Genomic DNA, 21,507 nt, shown 5'->3' with positions numbered 1-21,507 from the left:
GATCGCCTCACGACTGGGCCCTGGCGCAGCAGGATCACTCCCGTGCGGGCCGGGCGCACGGCGTTAGGCTTGCCCAGGTCTTCCGTGTGCCGCGGGCCGTGCCCGGCGGTGCGCGGGCTCTTGTCGCCACCGCTGCTGGCCGTCCGGCCCGGGCAGCGTGACACCCTCGACTCCCAGGAGGACACATGTCGGGACACTCCAAGTGGGCAACCACCAAGCACAAGAAGGCTGCCATTGACGCCAAGCGCGGCAAGCTCTTCGCCCGCCTCATCAAGAACATCGAGGTCGCGGCCCGCACCGGAGGCGGTGACCCGGCCGGCAACCCGACCCTCTTCGACGCCATCCAGAAGGCCAAGCGCAACTCGGTGCCGGCCGACAACATCACCCGCGCCGTCAAGCGCGGCTCCGGCGAGGAGGCGGGCGGCGCCGACTGGCAGACGATCATGTACGAGGGCTACGGGCCGGCCGGGGTCGCCTTCCTTGTCGAGTGCCTCACCGACAACCGCAACCGCGCCGCCTCCGACGTCCGCGTCGCCTTCAGCCGCACCGGTGGCAACCTCGCGGACCCCGGCTCCGTGGCCTACAACTTCTCGCGCAAGGGCGTCGTCGAGGTCGCCAAGGCCGACGGGGTTGACGAGGACTCCATCCTCATGGCCGTGCTCGACGCCGGAGCGGACGTCGAGGAGGTCGTCGAGGGCGCCGATTCCTTCGAGATCCTCTCCGAGCCGCAGGACCTCATCGCCGTGCGTGACGCCGTCACCGGTGCCGGCATGGAGTACGAGTCCGCCGAGTCCCAGTTTGTCGCCGGCACCAAGGTCGAGGTGGATCTCGAGGGCGCCCGCAAGGTCATGCGCCTCATCGACGCCCTCGAGGACCTGGACGACGTGCAGAACGTCTTCACCTCCGTCGAGATCTCCGCTGAGGTCGCGGCCCAGCTCGAGGACGAGGACTGAGCACCCGCCTGCCGGGCACGGCCCGCTCGCGCAGCGCCGTCGTCGCCCAGCAGCGGGTCCTGGGCATCGACCCGGGGCTGACCCGCTGCGGCCTGGGCTGCGTGGACATCGACCCCCGCCGCCGCGTGCGTCTCGTGGAGGTGGGGGTCGTGCGCACGCCCCCGTCGCAGAGCCCGGAGCTGCGCCTGCTGTCCATCGCCGAGGCCCTGGACGACTGGATCGCCCGCCTGGGGCCCACGAGCCTGTCCGTCGAGCGCGTCTTCGCCCAGGACAACCTGCGCTCCGTCATCGGGGTGGCCCAGGTCATGGGCGTGGCGATGCTCGCTGGCGCCCGCCACGGTCTCGAGGTCGCCCAGCACACCCCCAGCGAGGCCAAAGCCGCTGTCACCGGCTCCGGCACGGCGGACAAGCCGCAGGTCCAGGCCATGGTCGCGCGCGTCCTCGGCCTGGCGGAGCCTCCCAGCCCCGCGGACGCCGCCGACGCGCTCGCCCAGGCGATCTGCCACGGGTGGCGCGGAGGCGGCACCGGCGCTGACGGCGCCACCGAGATGGTCTCTGCCGGGGGAGCGGTGCGTGCCAGCGCCCGCACCCCCGCCCAGCGCCAGTGGGCCGAGGCCCAGGCCGCTGCCCGCCGTACCGGGGCGGTGGACCCGCGCCGCCGCCGGCGCTGACCTCGGCCCCACCTGATAGTGTCTGTACACACGTTCGACGGCGGTGTCCTCCGCCCCGACCCGAGGAGAAGCCCCGATGATCGCCTCCGTGCGTGGCACCGTGCTCGAGACCTCGCTCAACGGCGCGACCATTGAGGTCGGCGGTGTGGGCATGGCCTTCCAGGCCACGCCCACGGCCCTCGCCGGCCTGCGCCCGGGTGAGGAGGCCATGGTCCACACCGAGCTCGTCGTCCGTGAGGACTCCCTCACCCTCTTCGGTTTCGCCGACGACGACGAGCGCCACTGCTTCCGCGTCCTCATGGGCGCCAAGGGCGTGGGGGCGCGCCTGGCGCTGGCGGTGCTGAGCGTGCACACCCCCGACACCCTGCGCCGCGCCGTCGCCGAGGCGGACGTCGCCGCCCTCACCCGTGTGCCGGGGCTGGGGCCCAAGGGCGCCCAGCGCGTCATCCTCGACGTGGGCGACAGGCTCGGCCCTGTGCGCGACGAGGGCCCCGGCCGCACGGGCGGCGCCCTGGAACGAGGCTCCGCGCAGCCGGGCCCCGCCCCCTGTCCCGACGTCGTCGCCGCCCTCGTCCAGCTGGGCTGGAACGAGGCGACGGCTGCCGAGGCCGTTGGCACTGTCGAGGCCGCCCACAGCGCCGCCCACGGGCAGGCGGCCGCTCCCATGACCGTGCCCGAGCTCCTGCGCGCCTCCCTCAGGTGGCTGGGCGGAGGGCACCGTGGCTGAGCGCGACCGCTTCGTCTCAGGTGGCGCCGACGAGACCGAGCGCGCCGCCGAGGCGGCGCTGAGACCCAAGCGGCTGGAGGACTTCGTCGGCCAGGAGGTCGTGCGCGGACAGCTCTCCGTGGTCCTGCGAGCGGCCCTGGCACGTGGCACGACCCCGGACCACGTCCTGCTGTCCGGCCCGCCCGGACTGGGCAAGACCACGCTCGCGATGATCATCGCCGCGGAGGTCGAGGGCTCCCTGCGGCTGACGAGCGGACCCGCCGTCCAGCACGCCGGCGACCTCGCCGCGATCCTGTCCTCGCTGGAGGAGGGCGACGTCCTCTTCATCGACGAGATCCACCGCCTGGCGCGCACCGCCGAGGAGATGCTCTACCTGGCGATGGAGGACTACCGGGTGGACGTCGTCGTCGGAAAGGGACCGGGGGCCACCTCCATCCCGCTGACGCTGCCGCCCTTCACCGTCGTCGGCGCCACCACCCGCGCCGGCCTGCTGCCCGCCCCGCTGCGCGACCGCTTCGGCTTCACCGGGCACCTGGACTACTACGGGCCCGCCGAGCTCGGCCGCATCGTCGCCCGCTCCGCCGGCCTGCTCGGTGTGCGCCTGGACCCCGAGGCCGGCACCGAGCTCGCCCGCCGCTCGCGCGGCACCCCCCGCATCGCCAACCGGCTCCTGCGACGCGTGCAGGACTGGGCCGAGGTCCACGGCACGCCCGGACGACTCGACCTGGAGGCCGCCCGCGCCGCGCTGGAGGTCTTCGAGGTTGACGCGCTCGGCCTGGACCGGCTGGACCGCTCGGTCCTGCGGGCACTGTGCACCCGCTTCGGCGGCGGCCCCGTGGGCCTGGCCACACTGGCCGTGAGCGTCGGGGAGGAGCCCGAGACCGTCGAGACCGTGGCGGAGCCCTACCTCGTGCGCGAGGGGCTCATGGTGCGCACCCGCCAGGGCCGGGCCGCCACACGGGCCACCTATGAGCACCTGGGCCTCGAGGTCCCCGCCGACGGGACCCTCTTCGGCTGAGCGGCGCTGCTGCGGCCACCGCGAGCGGGGCGCGCGTCACACCGGTGAGTGACGCGGCTCGCGCTGCGCGGCCCGGGCCGTGACCTAGACTCGCGGAGGCCGTACCACGTCCTGGCGCGGCTGACGCGACCGAACGGAGAACCCTCCATGCTCTGGATGATCCTCGCCATGCTGTTGGCCTTCTGGGCCATGGCGCACTTCGCCAACAGGCAGCAGAAGAAGCTCCAGGCCGAGCAGCAGGCGCGCACTGACGAGGCCCTCGCCGTGCCCGGCACGTGGGTGCGTACCCGCGCCGGCTTCTACGGCACGGTCGTCGAGGTCGACGGCGACGTCGTCACCCTCGCCACCCCGCTCGGCGATGAGTCCCTGTGGGCCAAGAGCGCCATCGTCGGCGCCGAGGAGCCCCCCTTCGCCTCCCCCCACGAGGAGCCAGACGACGAGGTCGGAACCGAGGGCACCCCGGCCGGGGACCCGGACGAGCAGACCGCAGGGGCCTGAGCCCCACCGACCAGCCGGGAGCGGCCTGCGGCACCGCCGCTCGAGCCTGCGCACGACGCTCCCGCACCCGACAACCCCCACGAGGAACAACCGCGTGTCCACCAAGCAGCTCAGGCACCCGGGGCGACAGCTCCTGGTGCTGCTCGTCCTCATCGCACTCGGCTTCGGCGTGCTCGCCGTCGGCGCCGCCACCGGACGCACGACGATGACGCCGGGCCTCGCCCTCGACCTCGAGGGCGGCACCCAGATCATCCTCACGCCCACCACGAGTGACGGCTCGAGCATCTCCGACGAGGACATCGAGCAGGCCATCGGGATCATCCGCCAGCGCGTGGACGCCACGGGTGTCTCCGAGGCGCAGATCTCCCGTCAGGGCGGCCAGAACATCGTCGTCTCCCTGCCCGGCACTCCCTCGGAGGAGACCCTGAGCCTCGTGCGCACCTCCGCGGTGCTCTACTTCCGCCCGGTCATCCGGGTGGTCCAGCGCTCCGCCACCGCCCTGGCCGAGGCGCAGAACCAGTACGTCGCCCAGGCGCAGGCCTCCGCCTCCGCCGCGGCCTCCGCCTCCGCCGCGGCCTCCGCCTCCAGCGACGAGCCCCGCAGCGAGCCCACCCAGGACCCCGCCGCCCTGAGGGCCGGGCACGACCGGCTCGTCTCGGGCGGCGCGCCCACCCAGGCCCCCAGCGCACTGGCGACCACGACGCCGCAGGAGGTCGCCCTGCGCAGCGCCGACCTCGACGGTGACGGGACCATCTCCTCCGAGCCGCTGCCCTCGACCTCCGAGGACAGCTCCTCCGACTCGTGGATCAGTGAGCAGCTGCTCTACGACGCCTACATGACCGACTGCACGGACCCGGCCAACCTCACCGGGACCGTTCAGGACCCGGCGGTCGCCGTCATCTCCTGCGCCCGCGACGGCCAGGGGGGCGTCTACGTCCTCGGGCCCGCCGACATCCTCGGCACCAGCATCGCCAAGGCCGACTCCGCCCTCGAGGTCACGAGCCAGGGGGTGACGACCAACAACTGGGTCGTCAACCTCGAGTTCGACGACGAGGGCACCCGAGCCTTCGCCGAGGTCTCCTCACGCCTCATCGCCTACCGCGACGCGGCCGGATCGGCGTCGTCCTCCACCACGGACGCGGCCAGCGCCGTGCGCTCGGCCAAGGCCCAGTTCGCCATCGTCCTCGACGGCCTGACCCTCATGGCCTCCGGCTTCAACCAGTCGGTGACCACGGCCATCACCGACGGCAAGGTGCAGATCTCGGGAGGCTTCACCCAGGAGAGCGCAGGCACGCTCGCCAACCAGCTCTCCTTCGGCTCCCTCCCGCTGACCTTCACCGTCCAGTCCGAGCAAGCCGTCTCCGCCACCCTGGGCACCGAGCAGCTGCGCAACGGGCTGGTCGCCGGGCTCATCGGCTTCCTGCTCATCATCGTCTACCTGGCCTGGCAGTACCGCGGGCTGTCGGTCATCGCCGTCGCCTCGCTCGTCGTGGCCGCCGCCGTGACCTACCTGGCGATCGCCCTGCTGTCCTGGGCCATGGGCTTCCGCCTGTCCCTGGCGGGCGTCGCCGGCCTCATCATCTCCATCGGCATCACGATGGACTCCTTCATCATCTACTTCGAGCGCGTGCGCGACGAGGTCCGGACCGGCCGCACGCTCGTGGCCGCCGTCAACGAGGGCTGGGGGCACGCCCGGCGCACGATCATCGTCTCCGACGCCGTCAACCTCGTCGCCGCCGTCGTGCTCTACTTCCTCGCCGTGGGTGGGGTCCAGGGCTTCGCCTTCACCCTGGGCGTCACCACCGTGGTGGACCTCGGCGTCATCATCCTGTTCACCCACCCGATGATGGTGTGGATCCTGCGCTTCCCGTTCTTCGGCAGGGGCCACCGCCTGTCCGGGCTCGATCCCGAGCACCTGGGCGCCCGCTCGCAGTCCGTCTACGGCGCCGGGCGCCAGGCCCTGGCCGACGCCGCCACCACCTCCCTGGCACGGCGCAAGGCCGCCCGCGCCGCCGCGCAGGACGGGCGGGCCCACGCCGTGGACCTACCAGCGTCGAGCCGAAAGGAGGGCGAGGACAAGTGAAGAGCCTGGCCCAGCTCGGTAACGAGCTCTACTCCGGCAGCACCTCCTTCCCCTTCGTCCCCAGGCGCAAGGTCTGGTACTCCACCGCCGTGGGTGTCATCGCGGTCGCCGTCATCCTGCTCGCCACGGTGGGGCTCAACCCGGGCATCGACTTCAAGGGCGGAACCGAGGTGACCGTCACGGGCATCGAGTCCCTCAGCGAGGCGCCAGCCAGCGCCGTCGTCGCCGAGCAGGGGCTGCCCGCCTCCACCTCCGTCACCACGATGGGCACCTCCTCGGTGAGGGTGCAGACCATCGGCCTGAGCCCGGCCCAGAGCGAGGAGCTGAGCACCGCCCTGGCCCAGGCCTACGACGTCGAGGCCGGCAACGTCTCCGCCACCACCATCGGCCCCACGTGGTCCTCGGACGTCACCTCCAAGGCCCTGCGCGGGCTCGTCCTGTTCTTCCTGCTCGTCGGAGCCCTCATCTGGGCCTACTTCCGCACCTGGAAGATGGCGGTGGCCGCCCTGCTCGCCCTGTGCCACGACATCATCGTGACCGTCGGCGTCTACGCCGCCACCGGCTTCGAGGTCACGCCCGCCACCATCATCGGCGTGCTGACGATCCTCGGCTACTCGCTCTACGACACGGTCGTCGTCTTCGACAAGATCCGTGAGAACACCGTCTCCTGGCAGGCCCAGACGCGCTCGACCTACGCCGAGCTGGCCAACCTCGCGGTCAACCAGACCTTCGTGCGCTCGCTCAACACCTCGGTCGTGGGCGTGCTGCCGGTCGCCTCCCTGCTCGTCGTCGGCACCTTCGTCCTGGGAGCCGGGACCCTGAGGGACATCGCCCTGACCCTGTTCATCGGCATGATCGCCGGGACGCTGTCCTCAGTGCTCCTCGCGACCCCGCTGCTGGTGGACCTGCGTCGGCGCGAGAGAGCCGTCGTCGAGCACACCGCGAAGGTCACCGCGGCCCGCGCCCAGCGCCTGGAGGAGGCCGGTGACGACCCGGAGGCCCTGGCCGCCCTCACCGGCGCCCCCGTCGCCGCCCCGCTCGTCCCTGGCCACCACCTGGGAGCAGCCGCCCAGCCCAAGAGGAGGAAGAAGCGGTCATGACATTCCCTGCCCCCCTGCCCACCGAGCTCACCCAGCTCGTCCTGGACAACCTCCGCGAGGTGCCGGACTTCCCCGAGCCCGGTGTCCTGTTCCGCGACATCACCCCCCTGCTGGCCAACGGCGGGGCCTTCTCCACCTTCATCAGCGACCTCGCTGAGCACTACCGGGGCCACATCGACGCCGTCGCCGGCCTCGAGTCGCGTGGCTTCATCCTCGCCGCACCGCTGGCCTACACCCTGGGCATCGGCATGCTCACGGTGCGTAAGGGCGGCAAGCTGCCCGGGCCCGTCCTCGGCGTCGACTACGACCTCGAGTACGGCTCGGCGCGCATGGAGCTGCGTCCCGAGACCGTCAGGCCCGGCCAGCGTGTGCTCGTCATCGACGACGTGCTCGCCACCGGCGGCACCGCCGCAGCCTCCATCGACCTGCTGGAGCGCTCCGGGGCGACGGTCGTCGCCGTGTGCATGCTGCTCGAGCTCGCCGGGCTCGGCGGCCGTCAGCAGCTGCCTGGGCGTCACGTGGACTCCGTGGTCGTCTTCCCCTCGTCCTGACACCTGCGGCGTTGCGCGTGGCTCTATGATCCGAGCATGACGGACACGCGCAGCACCACAGACGCAGGCGACGACACCATCGTGCCCGGCTCCCGGGTGCGCAGCCGCCTGGCATGGTTCGGCTCCCGCGGCCACTCCACGCCGGCCGCCATCGAGCCGCTTCTGCGTGCGCTGCGTGCCAACCACCCCAAGGCGGACACGAGCCTCATCGTGCGTGCCTACCAGGTGGCCGAGAAGGCCCACGAGGGGCAGAAGCGCAAGTCCGGAGAGCCGTATATCACGCACCCGGTGGCGGTCGCGACCATCCTCGGCGAGCTGGGCATGACCCCGCAGACCCTCGCGGCGGCGCTGCTGCACGACACCGTCGAGGACACGGACTACACGCTCGAGCACCTGCGGGCCGACTTCGGTGACGAGATCGCCCTGCTTGTTGACGGCGTCACCAAGCTCGACAAGCTCCAGTACGGTGAGGCCGCGCAGGCCGAGACGGTGCGCAAGATGATCATCGCGATGTCCAAGGACATCCGGGTGCTGCTCATCAAGCTCGGCGACCGGCTGCACAACGCCCGCACGTGGAAGCACGTGTCCAAGGAGACTGCGGCCCGCAAGGCCAAGGAGACCCTGGAGATCTATGCCCCGCTGGCGCACCGCCTGGGCATGAACACCATCAAGTGGGAGCTCGAGGACCGGTCCTTCAAGGCCCTGTACCCGGGCGTGTACGACGAGATCGAGCGGATGGTCGCTGAGCGCGCCCCCGCCCGCGAGGAGTACCTGCGCCAGGTCCGCCTGCAGATCGAGGAGGACCTGCGGCTGAACAAGATCAAGGGCACCGTCACCGGCCGGCCCAAGCACTACTACTCGATCTACCAGAAGATGATCGTCAGGGGAAAGGACTTCGACGACATCTACGACCTTGTGGCTGTGCGTGTCATCGTGGACACCATCCAGGACTGCTACGCGGTCCTCGGCGCGCTGCACTCGCGCTGGACCCCGATGTCCGGCCGGTTCAAGGACTACATCGCGGTCCCCAAGTTCAACCTCTACCAGTCCCTGCACACGACGGTCGTCGGTCCTGACGGCAAGCCCGTGGAGATCCAGATCCGCACCCACGAGATGCACCGCATGGCGGAGTACGGTGTCGCGGCCCACTGGAAGTACAAGGAGGACCCCAACGCCTCCGGTCCGGCGCCGGCACGCGTCAAGGGCGAGGAGGAGGCCGGCGAGATGGCGTGGCTGCGCCAGCTCGTCGACTGGCAGAAGGAGACGCAGGACCCCGCCGAGTTCCTCGACTCCCTGCGCTACGAGATGGCTGGCACGCAGGTCTACGTCTTCACCCCGAAGGGTGATGTGCTCGCCCTGCCCGGGGGATCGACGCCGGTGGACTTCGCCTACGCCGTCCACACGGAGGTCGGTCACCGCACCGTGGGCGCGCGGGTCAACGGCCGCCTGGTCCCGCTGGACACGCGCCTGGAGAACGGCGACAGCGTCGAGGTCTTCACCTCCAAGGCCCTGGGGGCAGGGCCCAGCCGCGACTGGCTCAGCTTTGTCGGCTCGACCCGGGCACGCAACAAGATCCGCTCGTGGTTCTCCAAGGAGCGGCGCGAGGAGGCCATCGAGGAGGGCAAGTCCCTCATCGCGCGCGCCCTGCGCAAGAAGGACCTGCCCATCCAGCGGCTCATGAACCACGAGTCCCTTACGGACGTCGCCAAGACCCTGGACAAGGGGGACATTGACGGGCTGTACGCGGCGGTCGGGGAGGGGCACGTCTCGGCCCAGCACGTCGTGGACACGCTCGTGGCGGCGATGGGTGGCGAGGCCGGCACGGAGGAGACCCTGGCCGAGGGCGTGCTGCCGACGAAGGCGGCCAGGGCCCACCAGCGTCCTCACTCCGACTCCGGTGTCGTCGTCGAGGGCATGGACGAGGGTGATGTCTACGTCAAGCTCGCGCGCTGCTGCACGCCCATGCCCGGCGACCCGATTGTCGGTTTCATCACGCGTGGCTCCGGGATCTCCGTGCACCGGGCGGACTGCCAGAACGTGGATCAGCTCCAGCGAGAGCCCGAGCGGATCGTGGCGGTGCGCTGGGCGGAGCACGCGCACTCCGCCTACCTCGTACAGATCGACGTCGAGGCCCTTGACCGTGGTGGGCTCCTGGCGGACATCACGCGGGTGCTCGCCGACAACCACGTCAACCTCATGAACGCCAACATCTCCACCAGCCGGGACCGGGTAGTGACGGCACGCTTCGTTGTGGAGCTGGCCGCTGCCAGCCACCTGGACCACACGCTGTCCTCCCTGCGCCGTATCGACGGCGTCTTCGAGGCCCGCCGCTCCACCTCCTCGTCCTCCTCCCGCCGTCAGGACTGAGCCGGGGGCACGAGTGCGTCGACGATCCTGCGGGCGCGCGGCCGGCCACGGCTGGCGGCGCCCCGGCAGTGGGTGAGCGCCAGGTGCAGCCGCGTGCGACCGACCCCCAGCGAGCGGGCGGTCAGGACCGCTCGGACGGCACGTCCTGGGGCGGCGGTGCGCGCGAGGTCCACCGCCGCGCGGGCGGGGTGAAGGCAGCGCAGGGCGCCGATGACGACGACGTCGCAGGGCGGCACGCATCCGCGCAGGACGCGCGTGCCCGGTCGGCGCCCGCGGCGCGAGGGGATGATGAGGCACAGTCGCGTGGGCACCCGCCCGCCGGCGTGAACCCACAGGGCGGCCTCGCCTGCGACGACGGCGTCGTGGGGCACGAGCGGGGCGAGGGCGCGGGCCCGCTGGACGGGGGTGCGCAGCAGGTCCGAGGGCACGGCCGTGCCCAGGACGTCGGTGAGCACCCTGGTGTCGAGGCGGGCGTCGCGCAGGACCGCCATCTCCTGGGGATCGAGCGGTCCCAGCGCGGGCCGGGTGGGACGCAGGACGGGGGTGCGCACAGCGGTCAGGGCGCCGCGGCGGCCCGGCCCGGCGGCGGCGGGGGAGCCTCGACGGGGTGTCATGGGCGCATCGTGCACCTCCGGGTGCGCTGAGCACGAGGACGGCGCCCAGGGCTGTGGACAGGCAGCGGGAGCCGTGCCCGCGCGGCTGTGGAGCGACGCTGCGTCCCGTCACACCTGTGGACACGGAACCGACTCGTCCACGGTGCGCACGTGTGTCCTGGCCCGCGCGCACGGGACGGGCCCTGCCACCACCGCGGTGACAGGGCCCGCCCCGTCGTCCGGAGCACCGCCCCGGCTGTGCGCGTCAGGCGCGGCTGGACAGGCGCACCTGCTCCAGCCAGGCGCGCCGGGCCGTGAGAGCGGCCTCGGCCTCAGCGACCTTCTTGGTGTCGCCTGCGTTGCGAGCGGCCTCGAGGTCGCGCTCGAGCTCGGCGATGGAGTCCTCGAGCTGGCCGGCCAGGCCCTCGGCACGGGCCTTGGTCTCCGGGTCGCTGCGGCGCCACTCGGCGTTCTCAGCGTCACGGATGGCGTCCTCGACGGCGCGCATACGGCCCTCGATGCGGCGCACGGCTGCCCTGGGCACGCGTCCGGCCTCCTCCCAGGCGTCCTGGATGGGGCGCAGCGCCTTCTTGGCGGCCTTGACGTCCTTGATCGGCAGCAGCGCCTCGGCCTTGGCGACCAGCGCCTCCTTGACCTTGAGGTTCTCGGCGTACTCGGTGTCGGTGGCCTCGTCCTTGGCGCGGCGGGCGTCGAAGAACACCTGCTGGGCGGCGCGGAAGCGGGCCCACAGGGCGTCGTCCTCCTTACGGGAGGCGCGCCCGGCCTTCTTCCACTCCTCCATGAGCGCCCGGTACTTGGCGGAGGTGCCCGCCCAGTCGGTGGAGGCGGACAGCTCCTCGGCGCGCTTGATAAGCGCCTCCTTGGCGGCCTTGACCTGGGACTGCTTGGCGTCGAGCTCGGAGAAGAACTGGCGACGGTGGCGGTCGAAGGTGGTGCGCGCGTGGCTGAAGCGCTTCCACAGGCCGTCCTCGGTGGGACGGTCCAGGCGCGGGCCACGGCGCTGGGCGCCCTTCCACTGCTCGAGCAGGTCGCGCAGCTCGGCACCGGAGCTCTTCCACTGCGTGCGGCCCGGGTCCTGGGCGGCGATGGCCTCGGCACGCTCGACCAGTGCCGTGCGCTCCTTGAGCGCCTGCTCGCGGGCGGCGGCGCGCTCGGCGTTGACCGCAGCCCGCCGCTCGGAGGCGACGTCCTTGAGGGCGGCGAAGCGCGCGCGCAGGCCCTCGAGGTCACCGACGGCGGCCGGCTCCTTGAGCGACTCCTCCAGGGAGGAGACCGTCGAGTCGATCTCACGCACGGACAGCTGGGGCAGGCGCGTGGCGAAGAGGTCCACGGTGGCCTTGAGGTCGAGGAAGCGGCGCACGTAGAAGGCGAGGGCCTCGGCGACGGGCGCGTCGGGGAACTGGCCGACCTCGCGCTCGGAGCTGGCGTCCTGGACATAGACGCGGCCCTCACCGTCAACGCGGCCCCACTTGGCGGCGTCCATCGCCTCCTGGGGATCGACCTCAGGCTCGGCCGGGGCGGCGGGTGCGCTCGGGGTGGGGGAGGCGGGCGTCGCGGCGGGAGCGTCGATGGCAGGGGTGTCAACAGCCGGGGCGGGACCGTCTGCCGGCACCGGCTCACCGGGGGTCACGGTGGCCTCGGCGTCGGCCTCGGCGTCGGCCTGCTCGGGGGCGTCTGGGAGAGTGGTGGTGTCGATGGCCTCGGTGGACGTCGGCTCGGACGTGGCGGTGGGCTCCAGGTCCACGTCGGCCTCGGCGCCAGGCTGGGTCTGCTCGGTCACGGTGTGCTCCTTCATGGGTTGACGGGGTGGGACGCTGCGGTCCGTTCCGTTCGCGCCCGGCACCAGGCCGGGTGGTGGGTGCCGCCTCGGTACGAGGCAGTGCCAGGGATTCTACGTGCTCACAGACGCGTCGGCGCCATCCGAGGTGCTGTGCCCGTGCGGTGTGAGATCGTCAAGGCCGCGCACAGGCACAGGGCGCTGTGGGCTGGGTGAGCCACCGGGCCCCGCCGACAGGCTGCCTGATAGTCTCAGTCCGTGATCGTCTGAGCCCCTGCCCCTCCGGCCCTGCGCGCCGGAGTAGGGCTGCGCCTCCGCCCGCACCGCCGCGCCCAGGAGCCCCCATGCCCGCGATCACCCTCACCGAGCTCACCTTCTCCTACACCGCCGAGCCGCTGCTCGAGCACGTGTCCCTCACCGTCGCCGACGGCGAGCGCGCCTGCCTCGTGGGCCCCAACGGCTGCGGCAAGACCACCCTGCTCAAGCTCGTCACCGGCGCCCTCGCCCCCGACTCCGGCAGTGCTGCCGTCACCGGCCTTAACGACGACGACGTCGGGCTGCGCCCCGCCCCGGACGTGCTGACCATGACGGGCAGTGTCGGCGGCTACCTCGACGCCGCCACCGCGGCCCTGCGCTCCCTGCCCGCACTCTTCGACGAGGTCGCCACCGCTGTGGCCTCCTCGCCGTCGGCAGCCGACCAGGCGCGCCTGGTCCGCGAGTACGACCACCTGCTGGCCGCCATGGCTGCCGCCGACGTGTGGGGGCTGGAGACGCGGGTCGAACAGACCCTCGCCGGGCTCGGCCTGGGCGTGCTCACGGGGCCGGACGGCCGGGGCCGCGACCTGGCCACCCTCTCACCGGGCCAGCGCGGACGCCTGGAGCTGGCCGCGATGCTGCTGGCCTCGCCGTCGGCCCTCGTCCTGGACGAGCCCACCAACCACCTCGACGACGAGGCCACCGCCTACCTGACGGCCTTCCTCACCGGCTTCAGCGGCCCGGTGCTGCTCGCCAGCCACGACCGCGCCTTCCTCGACGACGTCGCCACCGTCCTGCTCGACCTCGACACCGCCCCCTGGCAGGCGCTGGCCACCGCCGAGGGCGCCGGCGCCCTACCGGGAGTGCAGCGCTGCGCCGGCACCTACACCGACTACCTCGCGCTCAAGGCCGCCGCCCGCGCCGGCCATGCCGACCTGCACGCCGCCCAGCAGAAGGAGAAGAAGGGCATCCGCGCCCACCGGCGCGCCAGCGAGGACATCGCCCGCGGCGGAGTGCGGTTGAGGGAGGCGTCCGGCACGCAGAAGAAGTTCTTCGCCGACCGGGCCTCGAGGACCTTCATGCGTCGCGCCCACAACGACGACCGCCAGCTGGAGGCCCTGACCGCCCGCGAGGTGCGCAGGCCCCGCGAGCACCGTCTGCACCTCGACCTGCCGCCCGTCACCAACCGCGAGGGCATGGCTCTCACCGCGCGCCGGGCCACCGTCCCCGGGCGCCTGGCCCCCGTGACCCTCGACCTGCGGGCGGGCGAGCACCTGCTGCTCACCGGCCCCAACGGCTGCGGCAAGAGCACCCTGCTGCGCTGGGCTGCCACGGGCCGCGCCCCGACGCCGCAGGCCACGGGGACACTCCGTCTCGACGGGACCGTCGCCGTCGTGCCCCAGCGGCTTCCGCGCCCCGGCGACCGGGGCCTGGACGAGCGGACCTGGGCCACGGGCATCGGCGAGCGCGGCGCCGGGGTCCTGCACCCCGCCTACTGGAACCGGTGCGTGGGCGAGCTCTCCGCCGGCAACCAGCGGCGCGTGCAGCTCGCCCTGGCGGCCGCGGCGGCGCCGCAGGTCCTCATCATCGACGAGCCGACGAACTACCTGGACCTGGACACCCTGGAGGCGCTTGAGGAGGCGCTGGCGGGGTGGAGCGGGACCCTGTTGGTGGCGAGCCACGACCGGTGGCTGGTCAGGCACTGGGCGGGGCTACGCCTGAGCATGGTGCCGTGGGCGCCGCAGACGGTGGTGGCTCTCAGGCCTGAGCGGTCACGCGCAACCACCCGCGGCGCGGATGTTGGTCGACCTCGACCCGGTTGAAGCCGGATGCCTCGCAGGCCTCGCGCAGGACGTCGCCGTCGGGCACGTTCATCTGGAGCCGGTCGGCCCACGAGCCGGCACTGGCGCGGTCCGCCGCCTCATTGGTGATGACGAGGCGGCCACCCGGGCGCAGCACCCGGTGCACCTCGGTGAGCCCGGCGTGCAGGTCGGGCCAGAAGTACACGGTCTCGAAGGCGGTCGCGACGTCGAAGAACCCGTCCGCGAAGGGCATGTCCTCCACGCTCGTCTCGTACACGCGCAGCCGCCCCGAGGCGATGGCGTCCGGGCAGAGCCTGCGCGTGTGCACCAGGGCGGTGGCCGAGTGGTCGACGCCGCCGACCTCGCGCCGGGTGGCACGCAGGAGCCGGTGGACGACGGCGCCGCCCCCGCAGCCGATGTCCAGGGCACGGTCCTGCTCGCCGACCTGCGCGGCCGCCAGGCCCCACCGGTGCAGCGCGCCGTGGGCGAGGTTCATGGCCAGGAGGGTCAGGTGCCCTAGGAGGTTGTCTCCCGGACGCCGGAACGGGGAGGGTACGGGGCCGGTCGTGCACATGGGCACCATGATGTGCCGCGCGTCCAGGCTGGCGCACCAACCGTCAGATCGCTTCGCCATCGGGTGGGCGACGGCGACCCGGCGCGCGGGTGTGGCACGCCGCAACCATGAGACTCGAGACGGTGGTCCGTGCGACCGAGCTGGCGGTGGAGATCGTCATCGCGGCGTCAGCGACCGCCTACCTTGTCAACGGGCGCGGCGAGGTGCTGGTCCTTTGGGAGGTTGTGTGCCTCGGCTATCTGCTCGTGGGTGCGGTGCGCGCCTGGCGCACGGCCGGGCGCGACGCCCGTGCAGACGCTCCGCGTCGTGTGCCGGATATGGAGGGCTACCCGGGTGCCTATGCCGGTGCCTGGCTCCTACCACTGCTGGCCTCCGCGGTCGGCTTCGCCTGCGCCTTCGCCGCGCTCCAAGCCCGGGCCAGTGCCGCGACCGACGACAGCGCGATGGTGCTGGCGCTGCTCGCCTCGTCGGGTGTCGTCATCTCCTGGCTGCTGCTGCACGTTGGGTTCGCGGACATCTATGAGATCGTCTGCTTACATCACCCCACGGCTCTGTCCTTCCCCGACACTGAGGAGCCGGGACGCATCGACTACCTCTACTTCTCCGTCACGGTGGGGACCTCATTTGCGACCTCGGACGTCACGGCCCGCTCGCCCCTCGTACGTCGCGTCGTCGTTGTGCACGGCATCCTCAGCTTCTTCTACAACGCCCTCGTCGTCGCCGTGGCCATCCAGGTGCTCCAGCAGGTGCTCGGCAGTTAGCCCCGGCCGGTCTGGATAGTCTTGGCACATGATCCTTGAGCGCACTCTCGCCGCCGTCTTCGGGGCCAACTGCTACGTCCTGGCCGCGGGGCCGGGCCGGCCGGCCGTCGTCGTCGACCCGGGAGCCGGTGCGGCCCGGGGGGCCTTGGCGCTGCTGCGCTCCCAGCAGCTGACGCTCGGCGCGGTCCTACTCACCCACGCCCACGCCGACCATGTGTGGGACACGCAGCGGCTCATCGACGCCGCCCACGCCGAGGGCCTGCTCGCCAGCGACGACGCCGTCACAGTCCCCGTGTACGTGCCCGAGCCGGACCTGTACCGTCTGGAGGACCCGGACACGACGACGGGTATCCGCGCTGGTGGCATGGGCTTCGCCGAGATGGCCGGCACCGCCTGGCAGGTGCCGGCGGATGTGCGGGTCTTCCCCGCCGAGGGCTTCACCCGCGCCTTCGAGGTGGTGCCCGGGGTGGGGTTGCAGGCGGTGGCGGCGCCGGGGCACACCGAGGGGTCCTCGTTGTTCTTCCTCAACGCCCGCCTGGGTGACAACCAGCTGCTCTTCGAGGCCGAGGTGCTCGATGACCCGTCAACGGTGGAGGAGCGGGACTACCTCGTGGCGCTGTCCGGCGACGTCATCTTCAAGGGCAGCGTGGGACGCACGGACCTGCCCGGTGGCGACCAGGTGCAGATGTGGGCGACGCTGCGCTTCCTGGCGAGCGCCGTCAACCCGGAGACGGTGCTGCTGCCGGGCCACGGCGCGGTGACGACCATGGAGCACGAGCACCGCGGTAACCCGTACCTGGCTGAGGCCAAGGTGCGTGGAGGAGACCGGCGGGTCTGAGCGGAGCCAGGCCGGGGCTGCGGCGACTGTCACGCCCGGCAGCCGCCGTGGTGGCCGGATGACCGTCTCAGCCGCGTGACACAATGCGCGCATGTCACCAGCACAGGCGCGAGCAGCACAGTCCTCCCTCTCCGGCTTCCCCGAGTGGCTCCCCGCGGGCCGCGTCGTCGAGCAGGCCTTCATCGACCAGCTGCGCCGTACCTTCGAGCTCCACGGCTTCTGCGGCATCGAGACCCGGGCCGTTGAGCCGCTGACTCAGCTGACGAAGAAGGGGGAGACCTCCAAGGAGGTCTACCTGCTCTCACGCCTGCAGGCGGACCCGGACGAGAAGGACTTCGCTGACCCGTCCAAGCAGCTGGGCCTGCACTTCGACCTCACCGTGCCCTTCACCCGCTACGTCGTGGACAACGCGGGCGTGCTGACCTTCCCCTTCAAGCGCTACCAGATCCAGAAGGTCTGGCGGGGCGAGCGACCCCAGGAGGGGCGTTTCCGCGAGTTCTACCAGGTGGATATCGACGTCGTCGGTGACGGCGCCCTGCCCCTGCACTATGACGTCGAGGTGCCGCTCATCATGAGCGAGGCGCTGGCTGCCCTGCCGATCCCGCCGGTGACGATCCACGTGTCCAACCGGAAGGTCGCCCAGGGCTTCTACCAGTCCGTCGGCATCGGTGAGGACCAGCTCGTCAAGGTGCTGCGGGTGGTGGACAAGATCGACAAGATCGGTCCCGAGGCCGTCACCTGCGAGCTCATCGAGACGGTGGGCGTCACGCCGGCGCAGGCCTGCGCCGCCCTGAGACTGGCGACCATCACCGGTGAGGACCCGGCCGCCGTGCGCGCAGCGGTCCTTGAGGCCCTGGAGGGCGCCGAGCCCCACGCGCTGCTGCTCACCGGTCTGGATGAGCTGACGGACCTGCTCGAGGCCGCGCGGCGGCGCCGGTCCGGCGCCATCATCGCGGACCTCAAGATCGCCCGGGGCCTGGACTACTACACGGGCACGGTCTACGAGTCCTTCATGGCGGGGGCCGAGGACCTCGGCTCGGTGTGCTCGGGCGGTCGCTTCGACAACCTCGCCACCAACGGCAAGCGCACCTTCCCGGGCGTGGGCATCTCCATCGGCCTGTCGCGCCTGCTCTCGCGCGTGCTGGCCGACGGCCTCATCGAGGTCAGCCGGGCCGTTCCCACCGTGGTGCTCGTAGCCGTCACCGACGAGGAGCACCGCGGTGCCTCCGACGCCGTCGCCGACACCCTGCGCCGCCGGGGTATCGCCGCGGACGTGGCCCCCACGGCCGCCAAGTTCGGCAAGCAGATCAAGTTCGCGGACAAACGCGGCATCCCCTTCGTCTGGTTCCTGGGTGCCGACGGTGAGCCGGACTCCGTCAAGGACATCCGCTCGGGCGAGCAGTGCCCGGCTCGGGCCGACAGCTGGCGGCCTGTCGATGACGCCGACCTGGCTCCGCGCCTGCGCGCCGCCGGGCAGGGCGGGGACGCTGCCGAGGGGTACCAGGCAGGTTGAGCAGCCCGAGCCTGCCGGAGCTGAGGGCGGCCTGACAGGTCGCGGACTCGGCCAGGCCGGGCCGCCTGGCAGGGCTCAGCGCCCTGTCGGTACCCCGGCGCCGACAGGACCGCGCGGGAGCGTGACGGCGTCCGCGAGGGCAGCGCCGACGCCCTGGTAGACGTTGATGACGGTGTCCACGCCGCGCTCGTGCATCTCCAGGGCCTCGTCGTCGAAACGCGCGACCGCGACGACCTCACCGGCGAAGCCGTGGCGCTCGATCCAGTCGAGGACCTGCAGGTTGGCCCCGGGCTCGGGCATGGCCAGGACGGCAGCGCGCACCTCGCCGGCCCCCAGACGCAGCCAGAAGTCCGTGTCAGTGGCGTCACCCTCGATGATGTTGAGGCCGATGGCCGCCAGGTCCTGGACCTTGTCGGTGTCGGAGTCAACGGCCAGGACGGGCAGGGCAGCCCCCTCGCCGTGGCGGGGCAGCTGCGAGACGAGCCGGCGGTAGGTGCTGCGACCCACACGCCCCATGCCGAAGACCACGACCTCCACGCCGGTGAGGTCAACCGGGGCCTCGGCTGGGTGCAGGGCGTCGGGGGCGTGGTCGGGCAGGGCGTGGGAGACGGCCTGGACGAGGCGGCCGGACCGCTTGTTGATGACGCTGGCGAGGACGAAGGAGCCGGCCACGGCCAGGGACAGTGCCTGGAGCCACTGGCTGCCGAGCAGTCCCTGGGAGACTCCCACTCCTGCGACGACCAGCGCCGGCTCGGAGTAGGAGCCGACCGCCAGGCCGGTGAGGACGGCGCTGCGGTGGCGCAGGCGCATGGCCCACAGCACCGCCGTGTAGACCGCCGAGCGCAGCGGCACGAGGGCGATGATGGCCAGACCCATGAGCAGGGCCCCCGTTCCGGGCAGTCCGGCGGCTCCGACGGATACGAAGAAGGCGACGAGGAAGAGCTCCTGGACCGGGCGGAAGGACTGGGCGAGGTCCTGGGCGCTGGGGTGGGAGGCGAGCAGCGCGCCGACGACGAGGGACCCGAGGGTTCCGGGCAGGCCGACGATCTCGAAGAGCTCGTAGCCGGGCAGGAGGGCGGCCGTGATGCCGAACAGGGTGTACATCTCGCGGTGGGAGATGCGTGAGAGCACCCAGCCGGCGAGGTACCGGGCGGGCCACAGGAGCACGAGGAGCAGCGCCCAGGGTGTGGGCGCCTGGCCGGAGATGAAGATGAGCAGCACGATCGAGCCCGTGTCCTGCAGGATGGAGGTCCCGACGGCGATGCGCCCGTAGTGGGCGGAGCCGTCGTCGCGCTCCTCCAGGATCTTCATGATGACGATGGTGGAGGAGGAGGCGAGGGCGAAGCCGACGACGAGGGCTGCGCCCCAGCCTGCGGTGTGGCCGACGCCGACCCCGACGACGAGGGCGGTCAGGGCGGTGAGGGCGACCATGGTGACGGCTGCGGTGCCTAAGACCACCCGCCGTGACAGGGCACGGGGATCAAGATCCAGCCCGATGGAGAACAGCAGGAGCGCGGCCCCAGGTCACCTACCGTGCTGACCCAGGGCAGCTCGGGCACCCCGGTCGCCCCCAGGACGAAGCCGGCAGCGATGTAGCCAACGAGCGGGGGCAGGCGCAGCAGTGCGGCGGCGAAGCCGAGCAGGACGACGGTCAGGAGGTAGGCGGCTGCGGTCATGTGTCCTTCCGGGAGTCGGGTGGCTGGGGCGCGCTCCGGGCGGCTCAGCCGGTGGCGGGCCCAGGAGCGGGCCCGTGGGGATCGGTGGACCCGGCCCGAGGTGCGGCGGGCTGGCCGCCGGGACCGGGGTCGAGCGCCTCGACGGCCTCGGCGAGGGAGGAGCCCAGTCCGTCGTAGACGTTAATGACGACGTCAACGCCCTTGGCGCGCAGCTGCTCCGCCTCGTCGTCGTAGCTGGCGATGGCCAGGACCCGGCCGGCAAAGCTCCTGCGGCCCAGCCACTCGATGACGTGGAGGTTGGCGCCAGGGTCCGGCATCGCGAGGACGGCCTTGGTGGCGTGCACAGCGTCCAGGCACTCCCAGAACTCCTGGTCGGTGGCGTCGGCCTCGAGGACGTTGTAGCCCTTAGCGGCGAGGCGCTCCACCTTTGCGGCGTCATTGTCGATGCCGAGCACGCCGTGGGCGCCGTCGGCGTACAGGCGCGCGTAGGTGGCGCGGCCGATGCGGCCCATGCCGAAGATGACGGTCTGGACCCCGGTGAGGTCGAGCGGCCGCTCCTCGGGGTGCAGGGTGCTGGAGGGACGGCGGGGAATGAGGTGGGTGATCCAGGCGATGAGAGCGGTGGGCCGCCGGTTGACGACGGCCGACAGGACGAAGGACAGGGCCAGGGCGAGTGAGACCGCTGCGGTCCACTCGTGCCCGAGGACGCCGTGGTCGACGGCGACGGCGACGACGATGAGCGCGAACTCGGAGTAGGCGGTCATCGCCAGGCCGGTGAGGGCGCTGGTGCGTCGTCTCATGCGCAGCACGCGCACCGTCACGGTGTAGACGACAGCCCGCAGGGGCACGAGGGCGAGAAGGACGCCCGCGAGGAGGAAGGCACCGGCGCCGGGGACACCGTCCATGCCGATGGTGAGGAAGAAGCCGACGAGGAGCAGCTCCTTGATGGTGAACAGGGAGCTGGACAGCTCCTTGGCGGCCGGGTGCGAGGCCATGAGGGCACCCATGATGAGGGCCCCGAGGTCGCCGTCCACCCCCAGGGCGTCGAAGAGGAGGTACCCGGGCAGGAGGGCGACGGCGATACCGAACAAGGTCCGCATCTCACGGTGGTCGATGCGGTTGAGCACGAGGCCCAGGAGCCGGGCCGCAGGCCACAGCAGGACGAGGGCCAGCGCCCAGGGGCTCGGGGTGCGCTCCGAGGCAAAGGTCATGTAGATGACGGCGGCGATGTCCTGGACGACCAGGACACCGATGGCGATGCGCCCGTACAACGATCCGGTGTCGTCACGCTGCTCGAGCAGCTTGATGACGACGACGGTCGAGGAGAAGGACAGGGAGAAGCCGAGCAGCAGGACCCCGGTGGGGGTGACCGTGTCCACCTGGAGGCCGAGCAGGAGCAGCCCGCCGATGACGACGGAGCCCAGGCCCGTGAGCAGGACCATCGTGGTGACGGCGGTGCCGATGACCTCGCGCCGCATGAGGATGCGCAGGTCCAGCTTGAGGCCGATGGTGAACAGGAGGATCGCGACGCCGACGTCGCCCATGGCCTCCACCACGGGCAGGGCAGGCAGCCCCGAGGAGCCGATGACGAAGCCTGCGAGCAGGAAGCCGACGAGGGGAGGCAGGTGCAGCAAGGTGGCGGCGAAGCCCAGGACGACAACGGCGAGCAGATACAGGGCTGGGGTCACGGGCGTGCCTCTCGTGCCGGGCCGGCGTCAGTCGTTCATAG

At 72.0% G+C, this 21,507-nt stretch carries 19 protein-coding genes; 13 read left to right on the top strand and 6 right to left on the bottom strand.

What is annotated here, in order from left to right; all coding sequences use genetic code 11:
- The first annotated feature begins 185 nt into the window (after positions 1–185).
- The 9 genes from ACSJJR_RS02920 to ACSJJR_RS02880 all read left to right on the top strand — a co-directional run bounded on the left by ACSJJR_RS02920 (position 186) and on the right by ACSJJR_RS02880 (position 9,968).
- Positions 186–953, top strand: coding sequence for a YebC/PmpR family DNA-binding transcriptional regulator (locus tag ACSJJR_RS02920; RefSeq protein WP_435941720.1), 768 nt, complete (start codon positions 186–188; stop codon positions 951–953).
- 65 nt (positions 954–1,018) lie between these two features.
- Positions 1,019–1,624 carry a crossover junction endodeoxyribonuclease RuvC gene (locus ACSJJR_RS02915; RefSeq protein ID WP_435941771.1) on the top strand — a complete coding sequence of 202 codons (606 nt, stop codon included), beginning with the start codon at positions 1,019–1,021 and terminating at the stop codon, positions 1,622–1,624.
- A 76-nt stretch (positions 1,625–1,700) separates the two neighbouring features.
- Entirely contained in the window at positions 1,701–2,351 is a 651-nt protein-coding gene (ruvA, locus tag ACSJJR_RS02910; protein ID WP_435941719.1) for a Holliday junction branch migration protein RuvA, read from the top strand.
- Entirely contained in the window at positions 2,344–3,369 is a 1,026-nt protein-coding gene (ruvB, locus tag ACSJJR_RS02905; RefSeq protein WP_435941718.1) for a Holliday junction branch migration DNA helicase RuvB, read from the top strand. The genes ruvA and ruvB overlap by 8 nt, the downstream gene beginning before the upstream one ends.
- Before the next feature lie 147 nt (positions 3,370–3,516).
- Complete coding sequence (locus ACSJJR_RS02900; protein WP_435941717.1) at positions 3,517–3,867, top strand: preprotein translocase subunit YajC; 351 nt, start codon at positions 3,517–3,519, stop codon at positions 3,865–3,867.
- Positions 3,868–3,961: 94 nt separating this feature from the next.
- Positions 3,962–5,950 (top strand): protein translocase subunit SecD, encoded by a 1,989-nt coding sequence (gene secD, locus ACSJJR_RS02895; protein WP_435941716.1) that lies wholly within the window; start codon positions 3,962–3,964, stop codon positions 5,948–5,950.
- Positions 5,947–7,050, top strand: coding sequence for a protein translocase subunit SecF (gene secF, locus ACSJJR_RS02890; protein ID WP_435941715.1), 1,104 nt, complete (start codon positions 5,947–5,949; stop codon positions 7,048–7,050). The genes secD and secF overlap by 4 nt, the downstream gene beginning before the upstream one ends.
- Positions 7,047–7,601 (top strand): adenine phosphoribosyltransferase, encoded by a 555-nt coding sequence (locus ACSJJR_RS02885; RefSeq protein WP_435941714.1) that lies wholly within the window; start codon positions 7,047–7,049, stop codon positions 7,599–7,601. Before secF ends, ACSJJR_RS02885 begins: the two co-directional genes overlap by 4 nt.
- A gap of 36 nt (positions 7,602–7,637) precedes the next feature.
- Entirely contained in the window at positions 7,638–9,968 is a 2,331-nt protein-coding gene (locus ACSJJR_RS02880) for a RelA/SpoT family protein (RefSeq protein ID WP_435941713.1), read from the top strand.
- On the opposite strand, the gene ACSJJR_RS02875 is transcribed toward ACSJJR_RS02880, so the two are convergent.
- Together ACSJJR_RS02875 and ACSJJR_RS02870 are read right to left on the bottom strand one after the other, a co-directional pair.
- Positions 9,959–10,582 (bottom strand): hypothetical protein, encoded by a 624-nt coding sequence (locus tag ACSJJR_RS02875; protein ID WP_435941712.1) that lies wholly within the window; start codon positions 10,580–10,582, stop codon positions 9,959–9,961. The two genes, ACSJJR_RS02880 and ACSJJR_RS02875, sit on opposite strands and share 10 nt — an antisense overlap.
- Positions 10,583–10,826: 244 nt before the next feature.
- On the bottom strand, positions 10,827–12,362 hold the full coding sequence (locus ACSJJR_RS02870) for a DUF349 domain-containing protein (protein ID WP_435941711.1): 1,536 nt from the start codon (positions 12,360–12,362) through the stop codon (positions 10,827–10,829).
- A gap of 341 nt (positions 12,363–12,703) precedes the next feature.
- Here ACSJJR_RS02870 and ACSJJR_RS02865 point away from each other — a divergent pair, with 341 nt between their 5' ends.
- Positions 12,704–14,437: an ABC-F family ATP-binding cassette domain-containing protein gene (locus ACSJJR_RS02865; protein WP_435941710.1), complete on the top strand. Its 1,734-nt coding sequence runs from the start codon at positions 12,704–12,706 to the stop codon at positions 14,435–14,437.
- On the opposite strand, the gene ACSJJR_RS02860 is transcribed toward ACSJJR_RS02865, so the two are convergent.
- Positions 14,373–14,912 (bottom strand): class I SAM-dependent methyltransferase, encoded by a 540-nt coding sequence (locus ACSJJR_RS02860; protein WP_435941709.1) that lies wholly within the window; start codon positions 14,910–14,912, stop codon positions 14,373–14,375. The genes ACSJJR_RS02865 and ACSJJR_RS02860 overlap by 65 nt on opposite strands.
- Before the next feature lie 185 nt (positions 14,913–15,097).
- On the opposite strand from ACSJJR_RS02860, the gene ACSJJR_RS02855 reads away from it, so the two are divergent.
- From ACSJJR_RS02855 to hisS, 3 genes are all read left to right on the top strand, one after another.
- Positions 15,098–15,751 carry a DUF1345 domain-containing protein gene (locus tag ACSJJR_RS02855; protein ID WP_435941708.1) on the top strand — a complete coding sequence of 218 codons (654 nt, stop codon included), beginning with the start codon at positions 15,098–15,100 and terminating at the stop codon, positions 15,749–15,751.
- Positions 15,752–15,779: 28 nt separating this feature from the next.
- The gene (locus tag ACSJJR_RS02850) at positions 15,780–16,589 is read left to right on the top strand and encodes an MBL fold metallo-hydrolase (RefSeq protein WP_435941707.1); all 810 of its coding nucleotides are present in this window, start codon (positions 15,780–15,782) and stop codon (positions 16,587–16,589) included.
- A gap of 91 nt (positions 16,590–16,680) precedes the next feature.
- Entirely contained in the window at positions 16,681–18,102 is a 1,422-nt protein-coding gene (gene hisS / locus ACSJJR_RS02845; RefSeq protein ID WP_435941706.1) for a histidine--tRNA ligase, read from the top strand.
- A gap of 75 nt (positions 18,103–18,177) precedes the next feature.
- On the opposite strand, the gene ACSJJR_RS02840 is transcribed toward hisS, so the two are convergent.
- From ACSJJR_RS02840 to ACSJJR_RS02830, 3 genes are read right to left on the bottom strand one after another with little or no spacing between them, the layout of a single operon-like run.
- A complete protein-coding gene (locus tag ACSJJR_RS02840; RefSeq protein WP_435941770.1) occupies positions 18,178–19,572 on the bottom strand; it encodes a cation:proton antiporter domain-containing protein in 1,395 nt (464 codons plus the stop codon).
- On the bottom strand, positions 19,551–19,778 hold the full coding sequence (locus tag ACSJJR_RS02835; protein ID WP_435941705.1) for a hypothetical protein: 228 nt from the start codon (positions 19,776–19,778) through the stop codon (positions 19,551–19,553). Before ACSJJR_RS02835 ends, ACSJJR_RS02840 begins: the two co-directional genes overlap by 22 nt.
- Positions 19,779–19,822: 44 nt before the next feature.
- Positions 19,823–21,466 (bottom strand): cation:proton antiporter domain-containing protein, encoded by a 1,644-nt coding sequence (locus tag ACSJJR_RS02830; protein WP_435941704.1) that lies wholly within the window; start codon positions 21,464–21,466, stop codon positions 19,823–19,825.
- Positions 21,467–21,507 lie beyond the last annotated feature (41 nt).

This window comes from Actinomyces sp. W5033 (assembly GCF_051303165.1).
This window is presented reverse-complemented; position numbering and strand designations above follow the sequence as displayed.